Annotated in this window: 19 protein-coding genes, 1 pseudogene, 2 riboswitches and 1 other annotated feature; all 20 genes and pseudogenes read right to left on the reverse strand. The window is 49.7% G+C overall.

The genetic code is table 11. The features are described from left to right. Positions 1-6 precede the first annotated feature (6 nt). Positions 7-243 (reverse strand): annotated as a pseudogene (locus ABJ225_RS22355) (alpha/beta fold hydrolase); the annotation flags it as partial. Between the two features lie 337 nt (positions 244-580). Beyond that, entirely contained in the window at positions 581-1135 is a 555-nt protein-coding gene (locus ABJ225_RS04530) for a precorrin-2 dehydrogenase/sirohydrochlorin ferrochelatase family protein (RefSeq protein ID WP_347318687.1), read from the reverse strand. Then, complete coding sequence (locus tag ABJ225_RS04535) at positions 1116-1868, reverse strand: sirohydrochlorin chelatase (protein ID WP_347318689.1); 753 nt, start codon at positions 1866-1868, stop codon at positions 1116-1118. The genes ABJ225_RS04530 and ABJ225_RS04535 overlap by 20 nt, the downstream gene beginning before the upstream one ends. Position 1869: 1 nt before the next feature. After that, positions 1870-2637 carry a uroporphyrinogen-III C-methyltransferase gene (gene cobA / locus ABJ225_RS04540; RefSeq protein ID WP_218247669.1) on the reverse strand — a complete coding sequence of 256 codons (768 nt, stop codon included), beginning with the start codon at positions 2635-2637 and terminating at the stop codon, positions 1870-1872. Between the two features lie 20 nt (positions 2638-2657). Further along, positions 2658-2879: a DUF3906 family protein gene (locus ABJ225_RS04545; protein WP_048003714.1), complete on the reverse strand. Its 222-nt coding sequence runs from the start codon at positions 2877-2879 to the stop codon at positions 2658-2660. 14 nt (positions 2880-2893) lie between these two features. Continuing rightward, the gene (locus tag ABJ225_RS04550; protein WP_347318691.1) at positions 2894-4504 is read right to left on the reverse strand and encodes a nitrite/sulfite reductase; all 1611 of its coding nucleotides are present in this window, start codon (positions 4502-4504) and stop codon (positions 2894-2896) included. A gap of 12 nt (positions 4505-4516) precedes the next feature. Then, on the reverse strand, positions 4517-5110 hold the full coding sequence (gene cysC, locus ABJ225_RS04555; RefSeq protein ID WP_347319311.1) for an adenylyl-sulfate kinase: 594 nt from the start codon (positions 5108-5110) through the stop codon (positions 4517-4519). Positions 5111-5119: 9 nt separating this feature from the next. Beyond that, entirely contained in the window at positions 5120-6259 is a 1140-nt protein-coding gene (gene sat, locus ABJ225_RS04560; RefSeq protein ID WP_347318693.1) for a sulfate adenylyltransferase, read from the reverse strand. A gap of 22 nt (positions 6260-6281) precedes the next feature. Beyond that, positions 6282-7343, reverse strand: coding sequence for an inorganic phosphate transporter (locus tag ABJ225_RS04565; RefSeq protein ID WP_156183285.1), 1062 nt, complete (start codon positions 7341-7343; stop codon positions 6282-6284). Positions 7344-7356: 13 nt separating this feature from the next. Continuing rightward, positions 7357-8055, reverse strand: coding sequence for a phosphoadenylyl-sulfate reductase (locus ABJ225_RS04570; RefSeq protein ID WP_347318695.1), 699 nt, complete (start codon positions 8053-8055; stop codon positions 7357-7359). Between the two features lie 99 nt (positions 8056-8154). Then, entirely contained in the window at positions 8155-8268 is a 114-nt protein-coding gene (locus ABJ225_RS04575; RefSeq protein WP_370296022.1) for a DUF2292 domain-containing protein, read from the reverse strand. Positions 8269-8384: 116 nt separating this feature from the next. After that, a riboswitch (SAM riboswitch) is annotated at positions 8385-8489 on the reverse strand. A 273-nt stretch (positions 8490-8762) separates the two neighbouring features. Then, entirely contained in the window at positions 8763-9467 is a 705-nt protein-coding gene (locus ABJ225_RS04580) for an SDR family oxidoreductase (protein ID WP_481900595.1), read from the reverse strand. A 258-nt stretch (positions 9468-9725) separates the two neighbouring features. Next, the gene (ilvA, locus tag ABJ225_RS04585; RefSeq protein ID WP_347318697.1) at positions 9726-10994 is read right to left on the reverse strand and encodes a threonine ammonia-lyase IlvA; all 1269 of its coding nucleotides are present in this window, start codon (positions 10992-10994) and stop codon (positions 9726-9728) included. A gap of 50 nt (positions 10995-11044) precedes the next feature. Beyond that, positions 11045-11265: a binding site (T-box leader), on the reverse strand. Positions 11266-11417: 152 nt separating this feature from the next. Continuing rightward, positions 11418-12230: a bifunctional hydroxymethylpyrimidine kinase/phosphomethylpyrimidine kinase gene (gene thiD, locus ABJ225_RS04590; protein WP_347318699.1), complete on the reverse strand. Its 813-nt coding sequence runs from the start codon at positions 12228-12230 to the stop codon at positions 11418-11420. Then, positions 12196-13260: a ThiF family adenylyltransferase gene (locus tag ABJ225_RS04595; RefSeq protein WP_347318701.1), complete on the reverse strand. Its 1065-nt coding sequence runs from the start codon at positions 13258-13260 to the stop codon at positions 12196-12198. Before ABJ225_RS04595 ends, thiD begins: the two co-directional genes overlap by 35 nt. Continuing rightward, positions 13257-14021, reverse strand: a complete 765-nt coding sequence (locus ABJ225_RS04600; RefSeq protein WP_048012819.1) for a thiazole synthase — start codon at positions 14019-14021, stop codon at positions 13257-13259. Before ABJ225_RS04600 ends, ABJ225_RS04595 begins: the two co-directional genes overlap by 4 nt. Position 14022: 1 nt before the next feature. Next, positions 14023-14181: a sulfur carrier protein ThiS gene (gene thiS, locus ABJ225_RS04605; RefSeq protein WP_347318703.1), complete on the reverse strand. Its 159-nt coding sequence runs from the start codon at positions 14179-14181 to the stop codon at positions 14023-14025. Continuing rightward, positions 14165-15304, reverse strand: coding sequence for a glycine oxidase ThiO (thiO, locus tag ABJ225_RS04610; protein WP_347318705.1), 1140 nt, complete (start codon positions 15302-15304; stop codon positions 14165-14167). Before thiO ends, thiS begins: the two co-directional genes overlap by 17 nt. Continuing rightward, positions 15301-15918: a thiamine phosphate synthase gene (locus ABJ225_RS04615; RefSeq protein ID WP_347318707.1), complete on the reverse strand. Its 618-nt coding sequence runs from the start codon at positions 15916-15918 to the stop codon at positions 15301-15303. Before ABJ225_RS04615 ends, thiO begins: the two co-directional genes overlap by 4 nt. Next, the gene (gene tenA / locus ABJ225_RS04620; RefSeq protein WP_347318709.1) at positions 15918-16619 is read right to left on the reverse strand and encodes a thiaminase II; all 702 of its coding nucleotides are present in this window, start codon (positions 16617-16619) and stop codon (positions 15918-15920) included. The genes ABJ225_RS04615 and tenA overlap by 1 nt, the downstream gene beginning before the upstream one ends. A gap of 100 nt (positions 16620-16719) precedes the next feature. Next, positions 16720-16828, reverse strand: a riboswitch (TPP riboswitch). Positions 16829-17123 lie beyond the last annotated feature (295 nt).

The raw sequence follows: 17123 nt of genomic DNA on the forward strand, positions 1-17123 counted from the left end.
CGGTTTTCACATTGGAATCTGTTTTTTCTCTCCATCCTGTCCAAGAAACCTTGGTCCGAATAAGCGATGAAGCCCACTGATGATAGGGAGGAAATATCCCGTTGTGCCAAACATACTGAGTGGAAACCGTTCAATCCTGGCAAAACCGATGTCGAGGAGCACCAGTTTATCAACCCGGTCCGCATGAAAGGATGCTGCTGATAACCCAATGGCGCCTCCCAAAGAGTGGCCGATGATGGTGGCGCTTTCCCACCCCTATTCATCCATATATTCCTTCACCCATCCGGCTGCATCCTCAATAGTGATCATGCCAGAAAGGCCGTACCCCCTCCCGATACCTGGCAGGTCGATCATATGGACCGTGTAGGAATTGGATAACGCCTCTGCAATGGACTGGCCGACATTCCCTGCCCATCCCGGGCAGGAATATGAGTGGGGATGGGCCGCTTCCGACTACTTCAACAAAATACTTCATATCCACTCACCCTCTTTCATTCGTCTCCTCCCAATCTATCACAACCCAAAATATTCCACCATTAGAAAATGACCGGCCTCCACCAGAGACCGGCTTTCCTGTTTTTTATTGGCGCATGAGTCCCTGTATGAAGAAGCGAATCCGCTCCCTCCTCTCTTGCATTGGCAGGGTATTCTTGATTCGCTCCCGCTCTTTTTTGATGACAGGCAACTTTTCCGCAATCGATTTGCACCTGTCCATGAGGATCCCGGACAATTCTTTCGCCAGCCCGGGGCTTGAGCCAGAGGTGGAAACGGAAATGGTGAGGTCCCCTTCCCGTTTGAAGGACATCATCTGCATGTTCCCCTTATTACCGTCACTTGCCACACAGACCCATGTGCCTGTATCCGCCATGTCACATAGCGCTTCATTCGTGGAGTGATCATTCGTGGCAGCGACGAGAAAATGGGCTCCCTCCAAATCATCTTTCTTAATGACCGTTTTTTTCCAAAAGAGTGCGCCTTTTTCATGAAGTCGCTGGATTTCTTCAGATGCCTCCGGGCTGATGACGGTGATCGCCGCTCCCTCCTTCATGAAAAGGGATAACTTGCGCAGGGCAACCTTCCCTCCGCCGGCGATGATCACCTTCTTCCCGGTAACATCAAGCATCAGCGGCAACAAATTGCTCACCCCTTCTATAGAGAGGACTCGACAGGGCTTCGTGCGTACGCTCCACGAACGCGTCCCTTACGAGATTGTTGTACCCGAGATACTTTCCGAGCTGAAGATGGGGATTTTTAGTCTCCTTGATTTTCGCTTGAATGTCTTTCATCAATAGGCCCGTGAACAGGAGGTACGGGATAAAGAGGACTGGTTCTTTTGTTGATGACATCTCCTCGAGGATACCGGAAAAGGATGGTTCACAAGCGGTCAGAAAACATGTTTGGACCGTTTTCATTCCCGATCGCTGTCGGACCTTTTCTGCAATCGCTCCGAGATCACGTTTGACCGCCGGGTCTGAACTTCCCCTCCCGATGAGCACAACATGATCAACCACGGAATTCAAGTGGAGAATGACACTTTCAATCAGCTTTTCATGAACCCCGATCGGACGCCCGTAGCTGACAGATATCTCAGGGTACTCTCCCATACAGGTATCAATCTCTTCCGGGATATCTTTTTTCGCATGAACGGCAGTGAGTAAAAGAAGCGGGACAACGGCGATATGCGTGGCGCCTTTTTCCACGCAGGCCGCGAATCCTTCCTGAATGGATGGTTCGGCAAGTTCAAGAAAACTGATTTCCTGGATCTCTGCGTCGACATGGGCTTTGCACGAGGTGATGAAGTCGACGGCTTCATCCCTCGCTTCTTTCAAGCGGCTGCCATGACAGACATATAAGACGGCTTTCTTCATTTTATAATGCCTCACTGATGGCCGGTTCAGATATATTCTCAAACCATTTGATCTTTTCACGGAAACGGACGACTTCCCCGACGATGATCATGCTCGGATTCTGTACGCCTTCTTTTTTCACGACATCGACGATATCAGCGAGCGTTCCGGTGACCGTCTTCTGTACATCTGTCGTTCCCCAATGCACGAGGGCAACCGGGGTTTCGGGAGATTTACCGTAGCGGATCAGGCGGTCCTGGATAAAAGAGAGATTGCCGACCCCCATGTAGATTGCGAGGGTGTCGACACCCTTTGCAAGACCTTCCCATTTCTCTTCATCTTCTTCCCCGTGTGCGTGACCGGTGACGAATGCGACGCTTGCGCTCACATTACGATGGGTGACAGGGATACCCGCATAAGCAGAAGCGGCAATGCCCGAAGTGATGCCTGGCACCACTTCGAATGGGATGGATTTAGCTGCTAGTGCCTCCGCTTCCTCTCCACCTCTTCCGAACACAAAAGGGTCCCCGCCCTTCAGTCTGACTACTACCTTGGATCCCGATGCATATTTAATGAGAAAACGGTTGATCGTTTCCTGCTTCATCGTGTGATAATGAGGCAATTTCCCGCAGTAAATCAGATCGGCCCCTTCTTTCGCATGGGTGAGGAGCTCTTTGTTCACCAGTCGATCATAAAGGATCACATCGGCCTGCTGGATGGCTTTCAGCCCTTTGATGGTCAGAAGGTCCGGATCCCCTGGCCCGGCCCCCACTAAATATACTTTCCCCATTGGATCTCCTCCTTCAGTGTTTACTTTATGATGGTTTCCTTCTCGTGGAGGACGAATGCCGCTCCTCCGCCTCGCAATCTCCGTTTCTCATAAAGAGAGATGTCCACGATTTCAGGTTTCTTCAGAAAATACTTTTCTAATTCAATCTCCACCAGATCAAATGCTTTTTCATCGGAGTCTGCTGCGACCACGACGGGGGTAACAAAGGTATGGGTCGTTACTTCAAATCGATACAGATTCATCTACTCATCCCCCTTTATGCTTCCTGAAGCAACCCGTCCAGTGACTCTTGCAGATCGGCCGTTCCTACACGATTCACGTAGTCAAAGAAGGCTTCTCCCGGTTCCTTCGTATTCTTGAAGTGGATGAGGAGACCCTTTACCACATCTGAAAGCTGCTCGGCTTCCACTTTCCCCTTCAGCTTTTCATTCAACGTCCCTCCATCTTGGAGTGTTCCTCCTACATAGATTTCAAAGGCCTCGATCATCTTTTTGTCCTTTGTCCGCATCTTGATTCCCTGAAGACCGATGTCGGCAATTTGTCTCTGCCCGCATGAATTGGGACACCCGACCATATGCATGCGCACCGGCACATCGAGGCTCAGTTCACGATCCAGTTCATTGGCGATCCTTCGCATTCTCTCCTTCGTTTCGACGAGGGCAAGATTGCAATATTCAATCCCTGTACAGGACACGGAATATCCGATAAAGGATAACGGGCTCGTGGAAATTCTATCGAAGATTTTTTCTTCCAACAGGGCGTCCACATGCTCATCCGGGATATTCGGAATGATGAGATTCTGTGAATTGCAGTTTCGCAGTTCCCCGTTCCCGTATTTTTTTGATATCCTTGCAAGCTCCAGCACTTCGTCGGAACTGAGTCTGCCTACCGGAACATTCAGTCCCACATAGTTCAGCCCCTCTTGCTTCTGAGGCTTTACTCCGTAAAAGTAGCCTGCATTCCATCCCGTTACGGCATCTTCCCCACCATCAGGTAGCTCGACATACTCCAGTAGTTTTTCCTTGAACTTTTCAGGTCCCCAGTCGGCAACGAGGAACTTCAAACGGGCGAGATGCCTCTTCTCCCTGTATCCAAAATCCCTGAAGATCGTGGTTACAGCAATCGTTACGTCCTTTACCTGATGAGGTTCGATGAATACATCCAGCGTCTCGGCAAGGAATGGTCTGGCAGATAGTCCGCCCCCAACCTTCAGGTGGAATCCTGCCACCTTCTTGCCTTCAATGACCTTGGTGGCAGGAACGAAAGATGCACAGTTGATTTCAGCATTGGATGCATTGTTGATGTTCGAAGAGATGGACAGCTTATATTTTCTCGGAAGATTTGAGAAATCCTCATTGAGCTGGAAAAAGTCATACACTTCCTTCACGATTTCCCTTGTATCGAACAGTTCATCCGGATCGATACCCGTCAATGGATTACCGACGATATTCCTTGTGATGTCACCGCAAGCACCTGCGGAGGAAAGGCCGACTTTTTCAAGACGCTCGAAGATGTCGGGAATCTGTTCGATTTTAAGCCAGTGGAACTGGATTGCCTGTCGCGTCGTGATGTCATACACATCACGACCATACTCTTTACAGATGGCTGCAAGTTCGACGGCTTGATCATAGGTAAGGATGCCAGAAGGGACATTGACCCTCATCATGAAATAACCATCTTCCTTTGGACGTTGCAAATACAGGCCTGCCCATTTGAACTTATCCCACTCTTCCTTCGGGATCGATGAAAAACCATTTTTTGCGTATTCAGGGATATCCTCCAATATAGTCAAGCCATCCCGCTCAAGCTTCCATTGTTCGGTTTTATTCAATTTCTCATTTTGTTCCCAGTGCTTCTGATATGCCATGCTCTCCACTCCTTAGATCAATTGTTTGACTTGAAGATGATTCCAAATCTGCTCAACGCACTCGTCTACCGAATGTTCTTTTGTGTTCAACGTGATTTCAGGATTTTCCGGCTCCTCATAAGGGGCGCTGATGCCTGTGAAATTCGGGATCTCCTGATTCCTTGCTTTTTTGTATAGCCCCTTCGGATCCCTTTTTTCACACTCATCAAGGGGACAATGAACATAGACCTCAAGGAACTCTCCCTCACCGACCAGACTGCGGACCACGGCACGGTCTTCTCTGTAAGGCGAGATGAAAGCGGTGAGGACGATTTGACCGCTGTCCACGAATAGCTTCGATACTTCACCGATCCTGCGGATATTTTCTTTTCGATCCCTTTCATTGAAGCCGAGGTCGGCATTCAATCCGTGGCGGACATTGTCTCCATCGAGTACATACACTTGCTTTCCTTCTTGGAACAGTCGATGGGACAGGGCATTGGCAACCGATGACTTCCCGGAGGCAGATAGCCCTGTGAACCAAAGGATGAAGCTGCCATGGCCATTTTTATTTCGGCGGTCTTCTTTTTTTACGGCACTTTCATGCCAGACGATATCAGACATGATTTCTCCTCCTTACTGTGATTCTTCCTTCTTCAATCCGTCGATGAGCACCTTGATGACTTCTGGTCTCGAGAAGGTGCTTGGAGGGACTTCCCCTGCCCTCAGCATGCCGCGCACCTTCGTTCCCGACAGAATGACCCGGTCCTCTTTTCCGTGGGGGCACGTTTTGGTCGTTGCCATGCCTTCACATTTCTGACAGTAGAAGCTGTGCTCGAATTTTAATGGTACGATGCCAATTTCATTCTCGCTAAACTGCTCAAAGATCTTCTGTGCATCATAGGTTCCGTAATAGTCTCCGACCCCGGCATGATCACGTCCCACGATGAAATGAGTGCATCCATAGTTTTTCCTCACCAGCGCGTGGAAAATGGCTTCGCGAGGTCCTGCATAACGCATAGCTGCCGGGAATACCCCCAGGAACACACGGTCCGTAGGATAATAGTTTTTGAGAAGGACCTCATAACTTTCCATCCTGATCGAAGCCGAAATATCATCTGACTTCGTTTCTCCGACAAGGGGATTGAGGAATAAGGCATCCACTGTTTCTAGAGCCGTCTTTTGGATATATTCATGAGCTCTGTGAACCGGGTTCCTGGTCTGGAATCCCACGATCGTCTTCCACCCTTTTTCTTTGAAAGCCGCTCTCGTCTCCACAGGATCGAATGTGTGAGCTTCGAAGGGTTTATTCAAGCGCTTATGTAGGGTGATCTCCCCTCCCACATAGATGGGGCCACGGTGGAAAAGCTTTTTGACTCCGGGATGCTCAAGGTCTGTGGTTCCATAAACGAGCAGCGTCTCTTTTTCTTTATCAGGGGTGAAGATTTCCTTTACATCGATCGATCCGTACGTTGTCCCGTCGTATACCAGTCTGCTTTTACTCCCGACCGTTAAGCGATCTGCAACCTCCTGTTCCACTGGCAGGGTGATCGGGATGCTCCAGACGGTCCCATCGGCAAGCCTCAGATTCTCGACAACACTCTTATAGTCTGCTTCTTGCAGGAAGCCATTTATGGGACTGTATCCTCCTATCGCTATCAATTCGAGATCGCTCAATGAAATCTCATCGAGGGGAATCTCCGTCTTGATGATCTCCACTTCCTCTTCAGGTGCAAATGATCGTATCAGTGTTCCTCCATGTGGTTCTAAACTCATTATGTTTCCTCCTTCAATACAATCAGATTCCTCCACCATCTTCATGAACGGCCCGTTTTTCTTTCCGGATTGCTTTCATCAAGGATAATGCCCCTATCGTCGCAATCATGACCGAAACGGGGATGATGATGGAATAAATGTCATAGTCGACCAAAAGCTTTACAAGGAAATACGAAATACTCAATGACACAAGTGGTGAGACGATCCAGATCTTCACGATCTTTTTCACGATATCGCTCTGGATGACTTCCCTTCCGTTCCTGGCGGTGCCAAGTCCAATAATGGAAGAAGACGTCACCTGGACCAGGGGTACGGGAAGCCCGAAGATCGAACTTGTGATCACCAGACCGGCTCCTACACTAGAAATGAGGATCCCCTCTGGCTTGGTGAACCGGGTGATCTTCTTGCCGTTCGTTTCCACTACTTTAGCACCCAATAAAAGTGCCCCTATTGCGACAAACGCTCCTCCCACCCAAACGGCCGGACCCGCTTTCAGCATGCCGGCCCCAACCAGGGGACCGACGGCATTGGCCACATTGTTCATGCCCGCAGAGAAGGCCTCCAGGAAGCCAGCGAGAATCAAAACGTACCCGATCCATGTATGATTGAATGTCCACCCCCGCTTTTCGAGCCCATATAGCCCTTTAGCAAGCAACCATGTAAGAATGAACGCCGTAAACGGGACAATCACCCAAAACAACATGATGGTCAGCAGGGATTTAATGAATAGAACCTGATATGCTACCCCTACTCCCACCACAGCCCCGACCGTCACCTCACTTGTCGAAAGCGGGATTCCCATCAGATTGGCAATGAAAAGGGAACAAGTAGCGGATAAAAGAATGATGATCACTAACTTGGACGTCAGGATGGTTGATGGAATGATTCCCGACCCGATGGTTTTGACTACCTCACCACCTCCGAGGACTGCACCGGCAAGGACCCCGATGGAGCAGATGACAAGGGCTACTTTCATTTTCTTGATGGCACCCGATCCGTAAGCCACCCCCATTGTGGCAGCCGCGCCGCTTGCCCCAATATTCATGGCAAAGAATAAACTGATGATGATGGCGATGATTTCCAGCATGTCTACCCTCCTAGTGTAGCCCGCATTCCGTCTTGCCTTTGCCTGTCCATCTGCCTGATCTCAAATCATTCATATCATAAGCAGGGGATGTACAATGGGAGCACCCGATGCTCGGGTAGCCTTGATCATGCAACACATTATATGGAAGGGATTGTTTATGGACATATCTCCATACATCCTTCCATGTCCAATGGATCAATGGACAGATCTTGATGGAACTGAACTTGTCATCTTTATTGATGAACTGTGTATCCTTCCGCGTCGGGGACTGCTCGCGCCTGAGCCCTGAAATCCAGGCATCCCCGCCTGAAAGCACCTCCTTCAACGGATCGAGCTTCCTGATCTGACAGCACTGATTCGGCTGCGTTTCCCATAACCGATCCCCAAATTGTGCTGCTTGTTCCTCGAGGGATAGCGCAGGTTTTTTCATCTCAATTTGAAGGGAAGGATACTTTTCTTCCACTTTTTTGATTGTCTCGTACGTTTCCTTGAAGTGGACATCGGTATCCAGGAAGACGATGTTTGCACTGGGATTCACCTTAGAGATGAGATCAATCAGGACCATTCCCTCGATTCCGAAGCTGCATGCGTACACAATCCTGTCACCATAATGCCCATATGCCCATTCCAAGACGTTCAGGGCCCCTTTGTAGGTGGGATCAACCCCGAAGTCCTGATCATGTTCTTTCCAATTTTCGTGTGTCAACACGTTGATCACCGCTTTCCTCATGCCCAAAAGAAAAAGACATTCATGCGCAGTCAAATAAAACCTGCGGATGAATGCCTCTAGTTTTTCTAGTCAGCATGATTATTTGATTCGTACTTTTTCATTCCGTTCTAATTGAATGACTTTACCGTTTTGCACCACGATCGTAATGGAACCGAAGTCCATGTTTTCAAGCATGGAATTGATCGTATCCATCCATTCCGCCTCATTTTCCTGCTTATCCTTCTTGTTCATCGACTTCCCCCCCCGTTTACAACATCTGGGTCCATGGAAAAACAGCCCCCCATTTCGGAAAGCTGTTCAGGTATCGAACCTTATCTTCCAAAATGAGTCCCATTTTGCTGGAGTTAGCACCTTACATTATGTAGGTTGCCGGGTTTCATCGGGCCAGTTCCCTCCACCACTCTGGATAAGTTATATTCATTTGAATAACTAAAATAATAACAGATAATTGAGATAAGTCAATCCGACTTTTTTTATAGGAATAATGAATTTGAACTATTTTTCACAAACTCATTTCTTCCAGGCCCTTAACACAACGTATTCAGAGAAATACGATTCAACCACCATTTTTTATTTGTGGGCCTATCCAAATTCTTGATTCCATTCATCCAAACAATAGTAGGCTGTGTCCGCAAACAAAAAAAACGTGATCAGGCAGCCACGATTTTTCATACTTGGATAATTGATTAGGAAGCCGGCCCGCCGGAAATGTACAGGATCTGACCGTTCACGTATGATGAGCGTTCATCTGCAAAAAAGGCAACGGCGTTGGCGATATCTTCAGGCTGACCGCTTCGCCTGGCCGGTATTTGACTGATACTCATGCTGACCAATTCGTCAAACGGAACACCCATACGCTCGGCGGTCTGGCGCGTCATATCGGTCTCAATGAATCCTGGTGCCACGGCGTTTGCGGTGATCCCGTAAGGACCGAGCTCGCTGGCAAGCGTCTTCGTCAACCCCTGAAGGCCAGCTTTGGCAGTGGAATAATTCGCCTGTCCACGGTTCCCCAATGCAGATGTGGAGGATACATTGATGATCCTCCCGTACTTTTGCTGGACCATGAAGGTTTGGACCTCCCTCGTCATGAGGAACGCTCCTTTCAGATGGACGTCCATGACCGTATCCCAATCCCCATCGGACATTTTATAAAGAAGATTTTCCCTGATCACGCCTGCATTGTTCACGAGGATGTCAATCCGTCCGAAGAATCCAACAATTTCCGCCACGGCTCCCTTTACATCATCCGATTTGGAAATATCCGTGACTCTCAGAAGTGGTCCACCCCCTCGTGCGTCTTCCCCCATCAATCGAGGGGCTGCGTCATCCGTGTCCAGTACTGCAACCTGATATCCTTCCTGTGCAAGCCTTTCCGATTCCTTTAGCTCCACCGGTGACGATGGCCACCCTTTTTATATTGGTCACGTTCTGCTCACTCCTTTTGTGAATGGTTGTTCATTCAGTGGGCTGCACTCGACTGCAACCACTCTACGTATCAATTCGGCATATTATGGAATGTTCCTGCATCTCCCTTACGGATGAGCGTATTTGTGTTGAGTGAGCGCCAGGATCACGTAATCATCTTTCACTGCGTATATACAGATACAACAGAATCCCGGACGGCCGTTGGGCTTTCCGGGATCCTGTTGTCACACCAATAATTGAAACAGCGTCTTATCCTGATTGACACATTGATACGCAAATCCTTTTTGATTCATCCGGTCAAGTAGTCCGGGGTAATCTTCCCTATGCTTGAGTTCGATTCCAACGAGTGCGGGTCCGCTCTCTTTGTTGTTTTTCTTCGTATACTCAAAGCGGTTGATGTCGTCATGAGGTCCAAGCACCTCATCGAGGAATTCCCTGAGGGCTCCGGCCCTTTGGGGGAAATGAACGATGAAATAATGCTGCAATCCTTCAAAGATCATCGATCGTTCCTTGATTTCCTGCATTCTGCCGATGTCATTATTGCCGCCGCTCACGACACATACCACGTTTTTCCCCTTGATCTGATCGGCATACTGATCGAGGGCTGCGAGTGAGAGCGAACCAGTAGGCTCTGCAACGATCGCATTGCGATTATAGAGTTCGAGGAGGGTTGAACATACCTTTCCTTCAGGCACCACAAGCAGATCATCTAATACCTCCCGGCAGATCCTGTAGGTGATTTCACCTACATTCTTAACTGCGGCACCGTCTACAAAGGGATCGATATCCGAAAGGGTGACATGCTTGCCCTGGGTCAGGCACTCGTTCATGGCGGCAGCGCCCGATGGTTCAGCACCAATCACCAATGTATCGGGCGAAACACTCTTCAGGAACGTCCCCATTCCCGCAGCCAACCCGCCTCCACCGACCGGGACGAACAGGTAATCGATCTGTTCGCTACAATCATTGAGGATTTCTACTGCCACTGTCCCTTGGCCAGCAATCACATCTTCATTGTCATAAGGATGAATAAACGTCCGATTTTCTTGTTCGCTGCATAGAATGGCTTTTTCATAAGCATCATCGAATGTATCACCTGTCAAGACCACTTCCACATGTTCTCCGCCGAAGAACTTCACTTGATCCACTTTTTGCTTCGGGGTCGTGGTCGGCATGAAGATCTTTCCGTGGCTTCGCAAAAGGTGACAGGAATGGGCGACTCCCTGGGCATGGTTTCCGGCGCTCGCACAGGCAATCCCGTTTTGAAGTTCCTGTTCAGACAGTTTTTTGATGCGATTATAGGCACCACGGATTTTGAATGATCGCACGACTTGAAGATCTTCCCGTTTCAGATATACGTTACACCCATATTTATCCGATAGCAGAGAATTGAACTGCAAAGGTGTATGAAGCACTACGTCTTTGATGCGCTGATTGGCGATCATGATGTCTTCCACCAATACGGTTTGACTCTTTTGCTGTGTTTGATCCATGCTTCTCTTCCTTTCTATTGCTTTTTCACACAAAAAAAACCCGTCCCCTGATTAGGGACGAGTCTGCTCGCGTTACCACCCTAGTTCCGGTCCACACTGGCCCGGCACTCTATGAATCTTCTTCTTAACGGTGAAGACCGACAGAGCTTACTATATCATTTCAGCCCTGTTTCTCGGAGAGGATCTTCAGATCATGGTATCCGCCGGTTCCCAGCAACCCGGCTCTCTTTGGGACACGTTATCATCCTACTGTTCTCGTCATTGAATATGATTCTTCAATTTTATACATAAGAGTAACAGGTAATAAAATACGCGTCAATAAGTTTATTGTCAATTTTGAATATTCCATTAATGTAAACGCAATCATTTACGCACCCCATTTTAACTAACCCAAAAATCCCGTTTCAGAATTCTATATTCGTATCATTTCAGCTGTTTTGAAAACTCCCGGAAAGCTTGATGATTGGTCGGACCATGCCCCTCCCCAAGTTCAAGGGTAAGTTCAATGGCAGAAGAAATGAACGTCTTTGCAAGCGATACTGCCTCATTGACAGTGTAACCCTTGGCAATTTGAGCCGTGATCGCTGCTGAGTACGTACAGCCTGTACCATGGGTATGTCGTGTATGGAAGCGCCTGGAAGTGAACGTGTGAAAATGCTCTCCATCATACAAAAGATCGGTCACAAGATCCGAAGCCGAATCCTGAAGATGCCCTCCTTTAATGATGACGTTATCCGCCCCCATGGTGTGGATGTTTTTGGCCGCTTTCTTCTGATCTTCCATTGTATGGATTTTGATTCCTGTCATTTTTTCTGCTTCAGGGAGATTGGGGGTGATTACATAAGACAAGGGGATCAAATCATGGATCAGCGCATCGACGGCCCCTTCATGAAGCAGGGAAGCCCCGCCCTTTGCCACCATGACCGGATCGACCACCACGCGCCTCCATCCACGCTGCTCAATGGATGCAGCGACAATGGAAATCATTTCTCTGTCCACTAGCATACCGGTCTTCACTGCGTCAGGACTCAAATCCGTTGCGATGGCATCCATTTGTTCTTCCACAAAAGATGGCGGGACGGGATGGATCCCGTGGACGCCCAATGTGTTTTGTGCCGTCACTGCAGTTATGGCACTCATCCCGAACACCCCGAGTTCCTGGAACGTCTTAATATCCGCTTGGATCCCTGCACCGCCACCACTATCTGATCCGGCAATGGTCAATACTTTTTTCATCTTGCACACACTCCTGTTCATCGATGTATTTACGGTAAAGGGCCTTCGCTTCAGGAATGTCGGATGTCCCATGGATCAAGGCACGTCCATCTGAAAAAACGACCATCCGGTGCCCTTCGATGTTCACATTCACAAGGAATCGGTTAGCACTGAGGATTCGCACCTCCTTCATCCTTTCAGTAAACGATTCGAGGTGAAGACTGAGGGGGCTTGAAGGCCTGATGTGGACGGCATCCCTCCCACAAAGGACACTTGCCTTCACTCCCGATGTTCCTTTCAAAGCCGGAAAGGTTGGATTCGATCCGCATGTCGGGCAATCCATTTTTCGCAAGCTTTCGATGGTGACCTCACTACGGCTGTTTTCCCACAGATCAAAGGATAAGAGCGTCTTTCTCAGAGCGCCTTTTGCGCCAGTGAGGATCTTCAACGCTTCTGCGGTCTGATAAGAGGTCACCATCGTGACGGCAGGAGAGATGATCCCCTGCGATTCACACGAATCCCCGTTCACCGGCAGTACGTCCTGAAGACAGCGAAGACAGGGTCCTTCGCCAGGGAGGAAGGTATGGGTGATTCCATAGGAACCAAGGCAGGCACCGAAGATCCAGGGAATCGACCTCATCCGCGCATGATCATTCACCATGAGTCTCACATGGAAGTTATCGGTCGCATCGATCAAAAGATCCGCTTCCATCGAGGAAAGCATGCTGGGGGTGACTTCTCCCACCTTTCCGTCGATTTCCACCTGTGAATTCACTCTTTTCAACCGTCGTTCGGCGGCCGCCGCCTTTGGAAGTGAGCTCTCTGCATCGTGCTCCGTATACAGCTGCTGCCGCTGCAGATTGCTCCATTCCACATAATCACGGTCGATGATGGTGAGCTTCCCCACCCCCGACCTTGCCAACATGTCGGCAACAGAAGATCCCAGTGCACCGGCACCGATGATGATGACGCGCTTCTCCCCCAGGACTGCCTGCCCCCGTTCTCCAATGGGAGCAAATAAAATCTGTCTGGAGTACCTTTCGCTTTTCACTGCATCAGTCCCTCCAATGGGCTACTTGCTGATGCATAGGTCTTTTCCGGGATACGCCCCGCTTCACATCCCAGTCGTCCGGACAATACCGCAAGCTTCATCGCCTCTGCCATCTTCACTGGGTCGCCTGCTTGAGCAACGGCCGTATTCAATAAGACAGCGTCGGCTCCAAGCTCCATCGCTTTCGTCGCATCTGCGGGCGAGCCGATTCCTGCATCAACAATGACGGGTACATGAGCCTGCTCGATGATGAAGGAAAGATTCAGGGGATTGATGATTCCCTGCCCCGATCCGATCGGTGAAGCACCCGGCATGATGGCATGAACGCCAAGTTCCTCGAGCCTTTTGGCAAGGACGACGTCATCCGATGTATAGGAGAGGACGGTAAACCCTTGACTCAGCAGTTCTTCAGAAGCTTTCAAGGTTTCCACTGGATCCGGTAGCAGGGTCTTTTCACATCCGATCACTTCCACTTTGACCATGTCACATAAACCTGATGCCTTCGCAAGCTGTGCATGGCGAACGGCTTCCGCGGCATCTTTCGCTCCGGCCGTATTGGGCAGTAAAGTGAAGCTCCCGAGATCTAATTCCTCCAGGACATTTTCCCCAGGGGAATCAAATACGTTCAAGCGACGGACCGAAAAGGTGAGGATTTCCGCACCTGACGCTTTCACAGCCTTTCGCTGGATCTCCTGATCCGGATACTTCCCCGTGCCGAGAAGCAATCTTGATTCAAATTCATACGTCCCTATCTTCAACATGTCAACCGCCTCCTACGAAATGGACGATCTCTACCCAATCGCCAGCATTCAATTTGATATCCCTATGCTCAGCTTTATTCAGTATCTGTTTGTTCCACTCCACGATCAGCATCCGCTCACCAGTCTTAAGGTGGATAAGGAGGTCATCTACTGACTTCACCTGTGGTGGAACCTCGGTTTCTATCCCATTGACGTGTATATTCATAACCCAATCTCCTTTCGCAGTCCTTATCACTCAGTAGATCTGCCATCAGCACTCCAGTAATCGGAGCCAGAAGAATCCCATTCCGGTAGTGACCTGTCGCCAAAGACAGTCCCTCCACATTCGGAACCCTTCCCATGAATGGGAACCGTGAGGGTATTTTCGGCCTCGTGCCTGCCCATGCTTTCCCCCATGCGGCAGCGGCAATGCCCGGTGCAATGGTGCACGCCTTGGCAAGTAAACGTGAGACGCTCTCAGCAGCTACATCTTCACTGAACGATCCTACTTGTTCCGTGGCACCAATCGTCAATGTACCATCTGCTTTCGGGACCAAATACACTTCATCTGATACAATCGTTCGATTCAGGAATGCCTCCTTAGGGGTCACAGAAACGCATTCCCCTTTTACCGGCGCCGCGTCCAGTTTAATTCCTACCCGTCGCAGGATATGCTGACTCCAGGCGCCACCTGCTACCACCACCTCATCACCATAAAGGGGTCCCCGCGTGGTGTTGACACCAATGATTGAACGCCCTTTCATGATGAGTGTGTTGACCTCGGTGCCTTCATTGAGTACCGCCCCCATAGTTGCTGCCGAAATAGCCAGCGCCTCTGACAGTCGAGGTGCAAGAAGATTGCCGTCCCGTGGTATATAAAGACCGCCAATGAATGAGCGGGATAAGGAAGGTTCCATTTTCCTTAACTCCCTTTCCTCCAGCCACCGCAATTCCTCCTTCATCCCCTGTGGACTGTTCGCTTCCTCTTGAAGGAGGTGTTGCTCCCTGCCTGTCATGGCAGGCATGATCATTCCGTTTTGTCTCAAACCGATATCGATTCCTGAACAGTTCAGGAGCTGTTCGGCTAGGGCCGGGAAGAGATCCCTGCTTTCTTTGGCAAGGGAGGTCATGGAGGGGTTTCCCCTGGTTTCAGTATGGACCCCCAACATTCCAGCTGCTGCACCTGAGGCTTTGCCCGCAAGCTTCCCTTTTTCCAAAAGGGTGACGTTGCACCCCTTTTTCATAAGCTCGAAGGCGATGGATAGACCAATCACACCTCCACCGACAATGATGATGCGCTTCATCGTGCTCCACCTCCCTTTAAAGATGCTCGATAATCCTCGGCCGCCCCTCGCGGATCCGGGCTGAGGAACACACCAGACAACACGGCGATGCCTGCTGCCCCTGCACGGATTACTTCAGCAGAGTTGTCCGGCGTGATCCCGCCTATTCCAACTACGGGAAATTCATCTTTTACTTTGCTGATTGCACCCACCCCGATACCGGTCTTTCTTGGTTTGGAGCCCGTACGATATATGTTCCCTAGGAGAATGGAGTCGGCTCCTGTTTTTCCTGCAGCATCTGCTTCGGCGGGACTATGCACGGATATTCCAATTTTGATCGTTGGGAATATCCTTTTGATTTCGGAGGGCGTGACGCTCCGGGATCCGAGCTGAACCCGTTCTACACCCGTCAACAAGGCTATGTCGACTCGATCATTGACAACAAGCTTCTCTGCAGGAACACCGGATGAGAGAAGCGCGATAATGGTGTCGTATAGACAGCGCGACGACCAATTGTTTTCCCTCAGGTGAATGGCATCCACCAGGTGATGCACAAACGAGCAGATTTGGACCACTTCTCGTGGAGACTGCTTTCCCGACGTGATGATGTGAAACTCCGGTTGGGACACTGCCATTATGCACCGGCCCCGGTTCGGGTGGTGGCCAGTAATTCTTGGAAGGGCCACCGTTCAAGGGTGAAGGCCATTTCCCAGAACTGGAGTTCATAGATGCTGCTCACCAGGAACAGTTCTTTCATGCGGGCGCGTTGAGTACCACTTGCGAGCTCTGCCAGTTCATCGAGCCTTTGGATCTGTTCCTCAACCAGCTCCCTGAACCATTCCCCTCCGTAGGTGGCGATCCACTCCTGATAAATGGGTTCTTCCGGCGTGCTTCCTTTCAATTTCTCCCCCACCTCATAGTACAGCCAGTAACAGGGCAGCAGGGCAGCAAGGATATCAGCCAGATCACCGACCTGAGCAGATCGGTACATATGAGAAGCATAGGCATACGCCGTCGGGGACGGAACGAACTGCTCCTTCTCTTCTTCTGTGATTCCGAGTTTGTCAGAAAACCCTTCATGGAGAGAAAGCTCTGCTTCGAATGTTGCCTGTGCATGGGTAGCCAATCGGGCGGATGTTTGAAGATCCCCTGCTTTTGAAGCCCCCAATGCCTGCATTTTTGAAAAATGGGTCAGGTAATAGGAATCTTGCAATACATAGAATTTGAAATTCTCAAGCGGCAGGGAACCATCTCCGATCCCCTGTACGAAAGGGTGTTGAAAACTCGCTTCCCAGCAATCATCTGCAGCCAGCCGTAATTCTTCTGAAAACTTCATTTCTTCTTCCTCCTCCTGACGATCCACTGAAACGAAAAAAAGCCATTTTCCACATAGTTGGTGGAAAATGGCTTTTTGAGAATACAAAACGGATGGAAATACCCTCAAAACGCCACTTCCCTCCGCTGGTATCAACCAGATCAGGTTCAAAGGGTCTTGAAGTTTCACTTCAATCTCAGCCGCTATTAAGGGCCCCCCTAGTGGATCGTCATATGTAAGTTAAGTTCGATGCTATCGTATCATGCAGAGATGGATTGTCAAGTCCATCCAAGGAAGAAACTGCTTTTATCCTATGGAATCGTTCAAAGGTGTGGCGTTATATAAGTTCTATTAGTTTTTGGATTGGCATGTGATAAGTAGGCGTCCGTGCTCTTCGCTGCGGCCAACCGCTTTCCACGGGGCGTGCGGTGAGCCTCCTCATTCTTGCGGGGTCTCACCCTGCCCGGTTTTCCCGTTGGAGTCGGTTGGCCTTCGCTTCGAGCACTCTTTAGTGAATAGTAGGAC

Origin of the sequence: Rossellomorea sp. RS05 (genome assembly GCF_039822645.1) — a bacterium.
Classification (GTDB): Bacteria; Bacillota; Bacilli; order Bacillales; family Bacillaceae_B; genus Rossellomorea; species Rossellomorea marisflavi_B.

What these genes read in the sequence shown, in the direction of transcription:
- ABJ225_RS04550 (WP_347318691.1), bottom strand. Translation starts at nt 4,504, where the DNA reads ATGGCATATCAGAAGCACTGGGAACAAAATGAGAAATTGAATAAAACC.
- sat (WP_347318693.1), bottom strand. Translation starts at nt 6,259, where the DNA reads ATGAGTTTAGAACCACATGGAGGAACACTGATACGATCATTTGCACCT.
- ABJ225_RS04615 (WP_347318707.1), bottom strand. Translation starts at nt 15,918, where the DNA reads ATGGCAGTGTCCCAACCGGAGTTTCACATCATCACGTCGGGAAAGCAG.
- thiO (WP_347318705.1), bottom strand. Translation starts at nt 15,304, where the DNA reads ATGAAGCGCATCATCATTGTCGGTGGAGGTGTGATTGGTCTATCCATC.
- thiD (WP_347318699.1), bottom strand. Translation starts at nt 12,230, where the DNA reads ATGAAAAAAGTATTGACCATTGCCGGATCAGATAGTGGTGGCGGTGCA.
- ABJ225_RS04545 (WP_048003714.1), bottom strand. Translation starts at nt 2,879, where the DNA reads ATGAATCTGTATCGATTTGAAGTAACGACCCATACCTTTGTTACCCCC.
- cobA (WP_218247669.1), bottom strand. Translation starts at nt 2,637, where the DNA reads ATGGGGAAAGTATATTTAGTGGGGGCCGGGCCAGGGGATCCGGACCTT.
- ABJ225_RS04535 (WP_347318689.1), bottom strand. Translation starts at nt 1,868, where the DNA reads ATGAAGAAAGCCGTCTTATATGTCTGTCATGGCAGCCGCTTGAAAGAA.
- tenA (WP_347318709.1), bottom strand. Translation starts at nt 16,619, where the DNA reads ATGAAGTTTTCAGAAGAATTACGGCTGGCTGCAGATGATTGCTGGGAA.
- ABJ225_RS04575 (WP_370296022.1), bottom strand. Translation starts at nt 8,268, where the DNA reads ATGGATACGATCAATTCCATGCTTGAAAACATGGACTTCGGTTCCATT.
- ABJ225_RS04600 (WP_048012819.1), bottom strand. Translation starts at nt 14,021, where the DNA reads ATGTTGAAGATAGGGACGTATGAATTTGAATCAAGATTGCTTCTCGGC.
- ilvA (WP_347318697.1), bottom strand. Translation starts at nt 10,994, where the DNA reads ATGGATCAAACACAGCAAAAGAGTCAAACCGTATTGGTGGAAGACATC.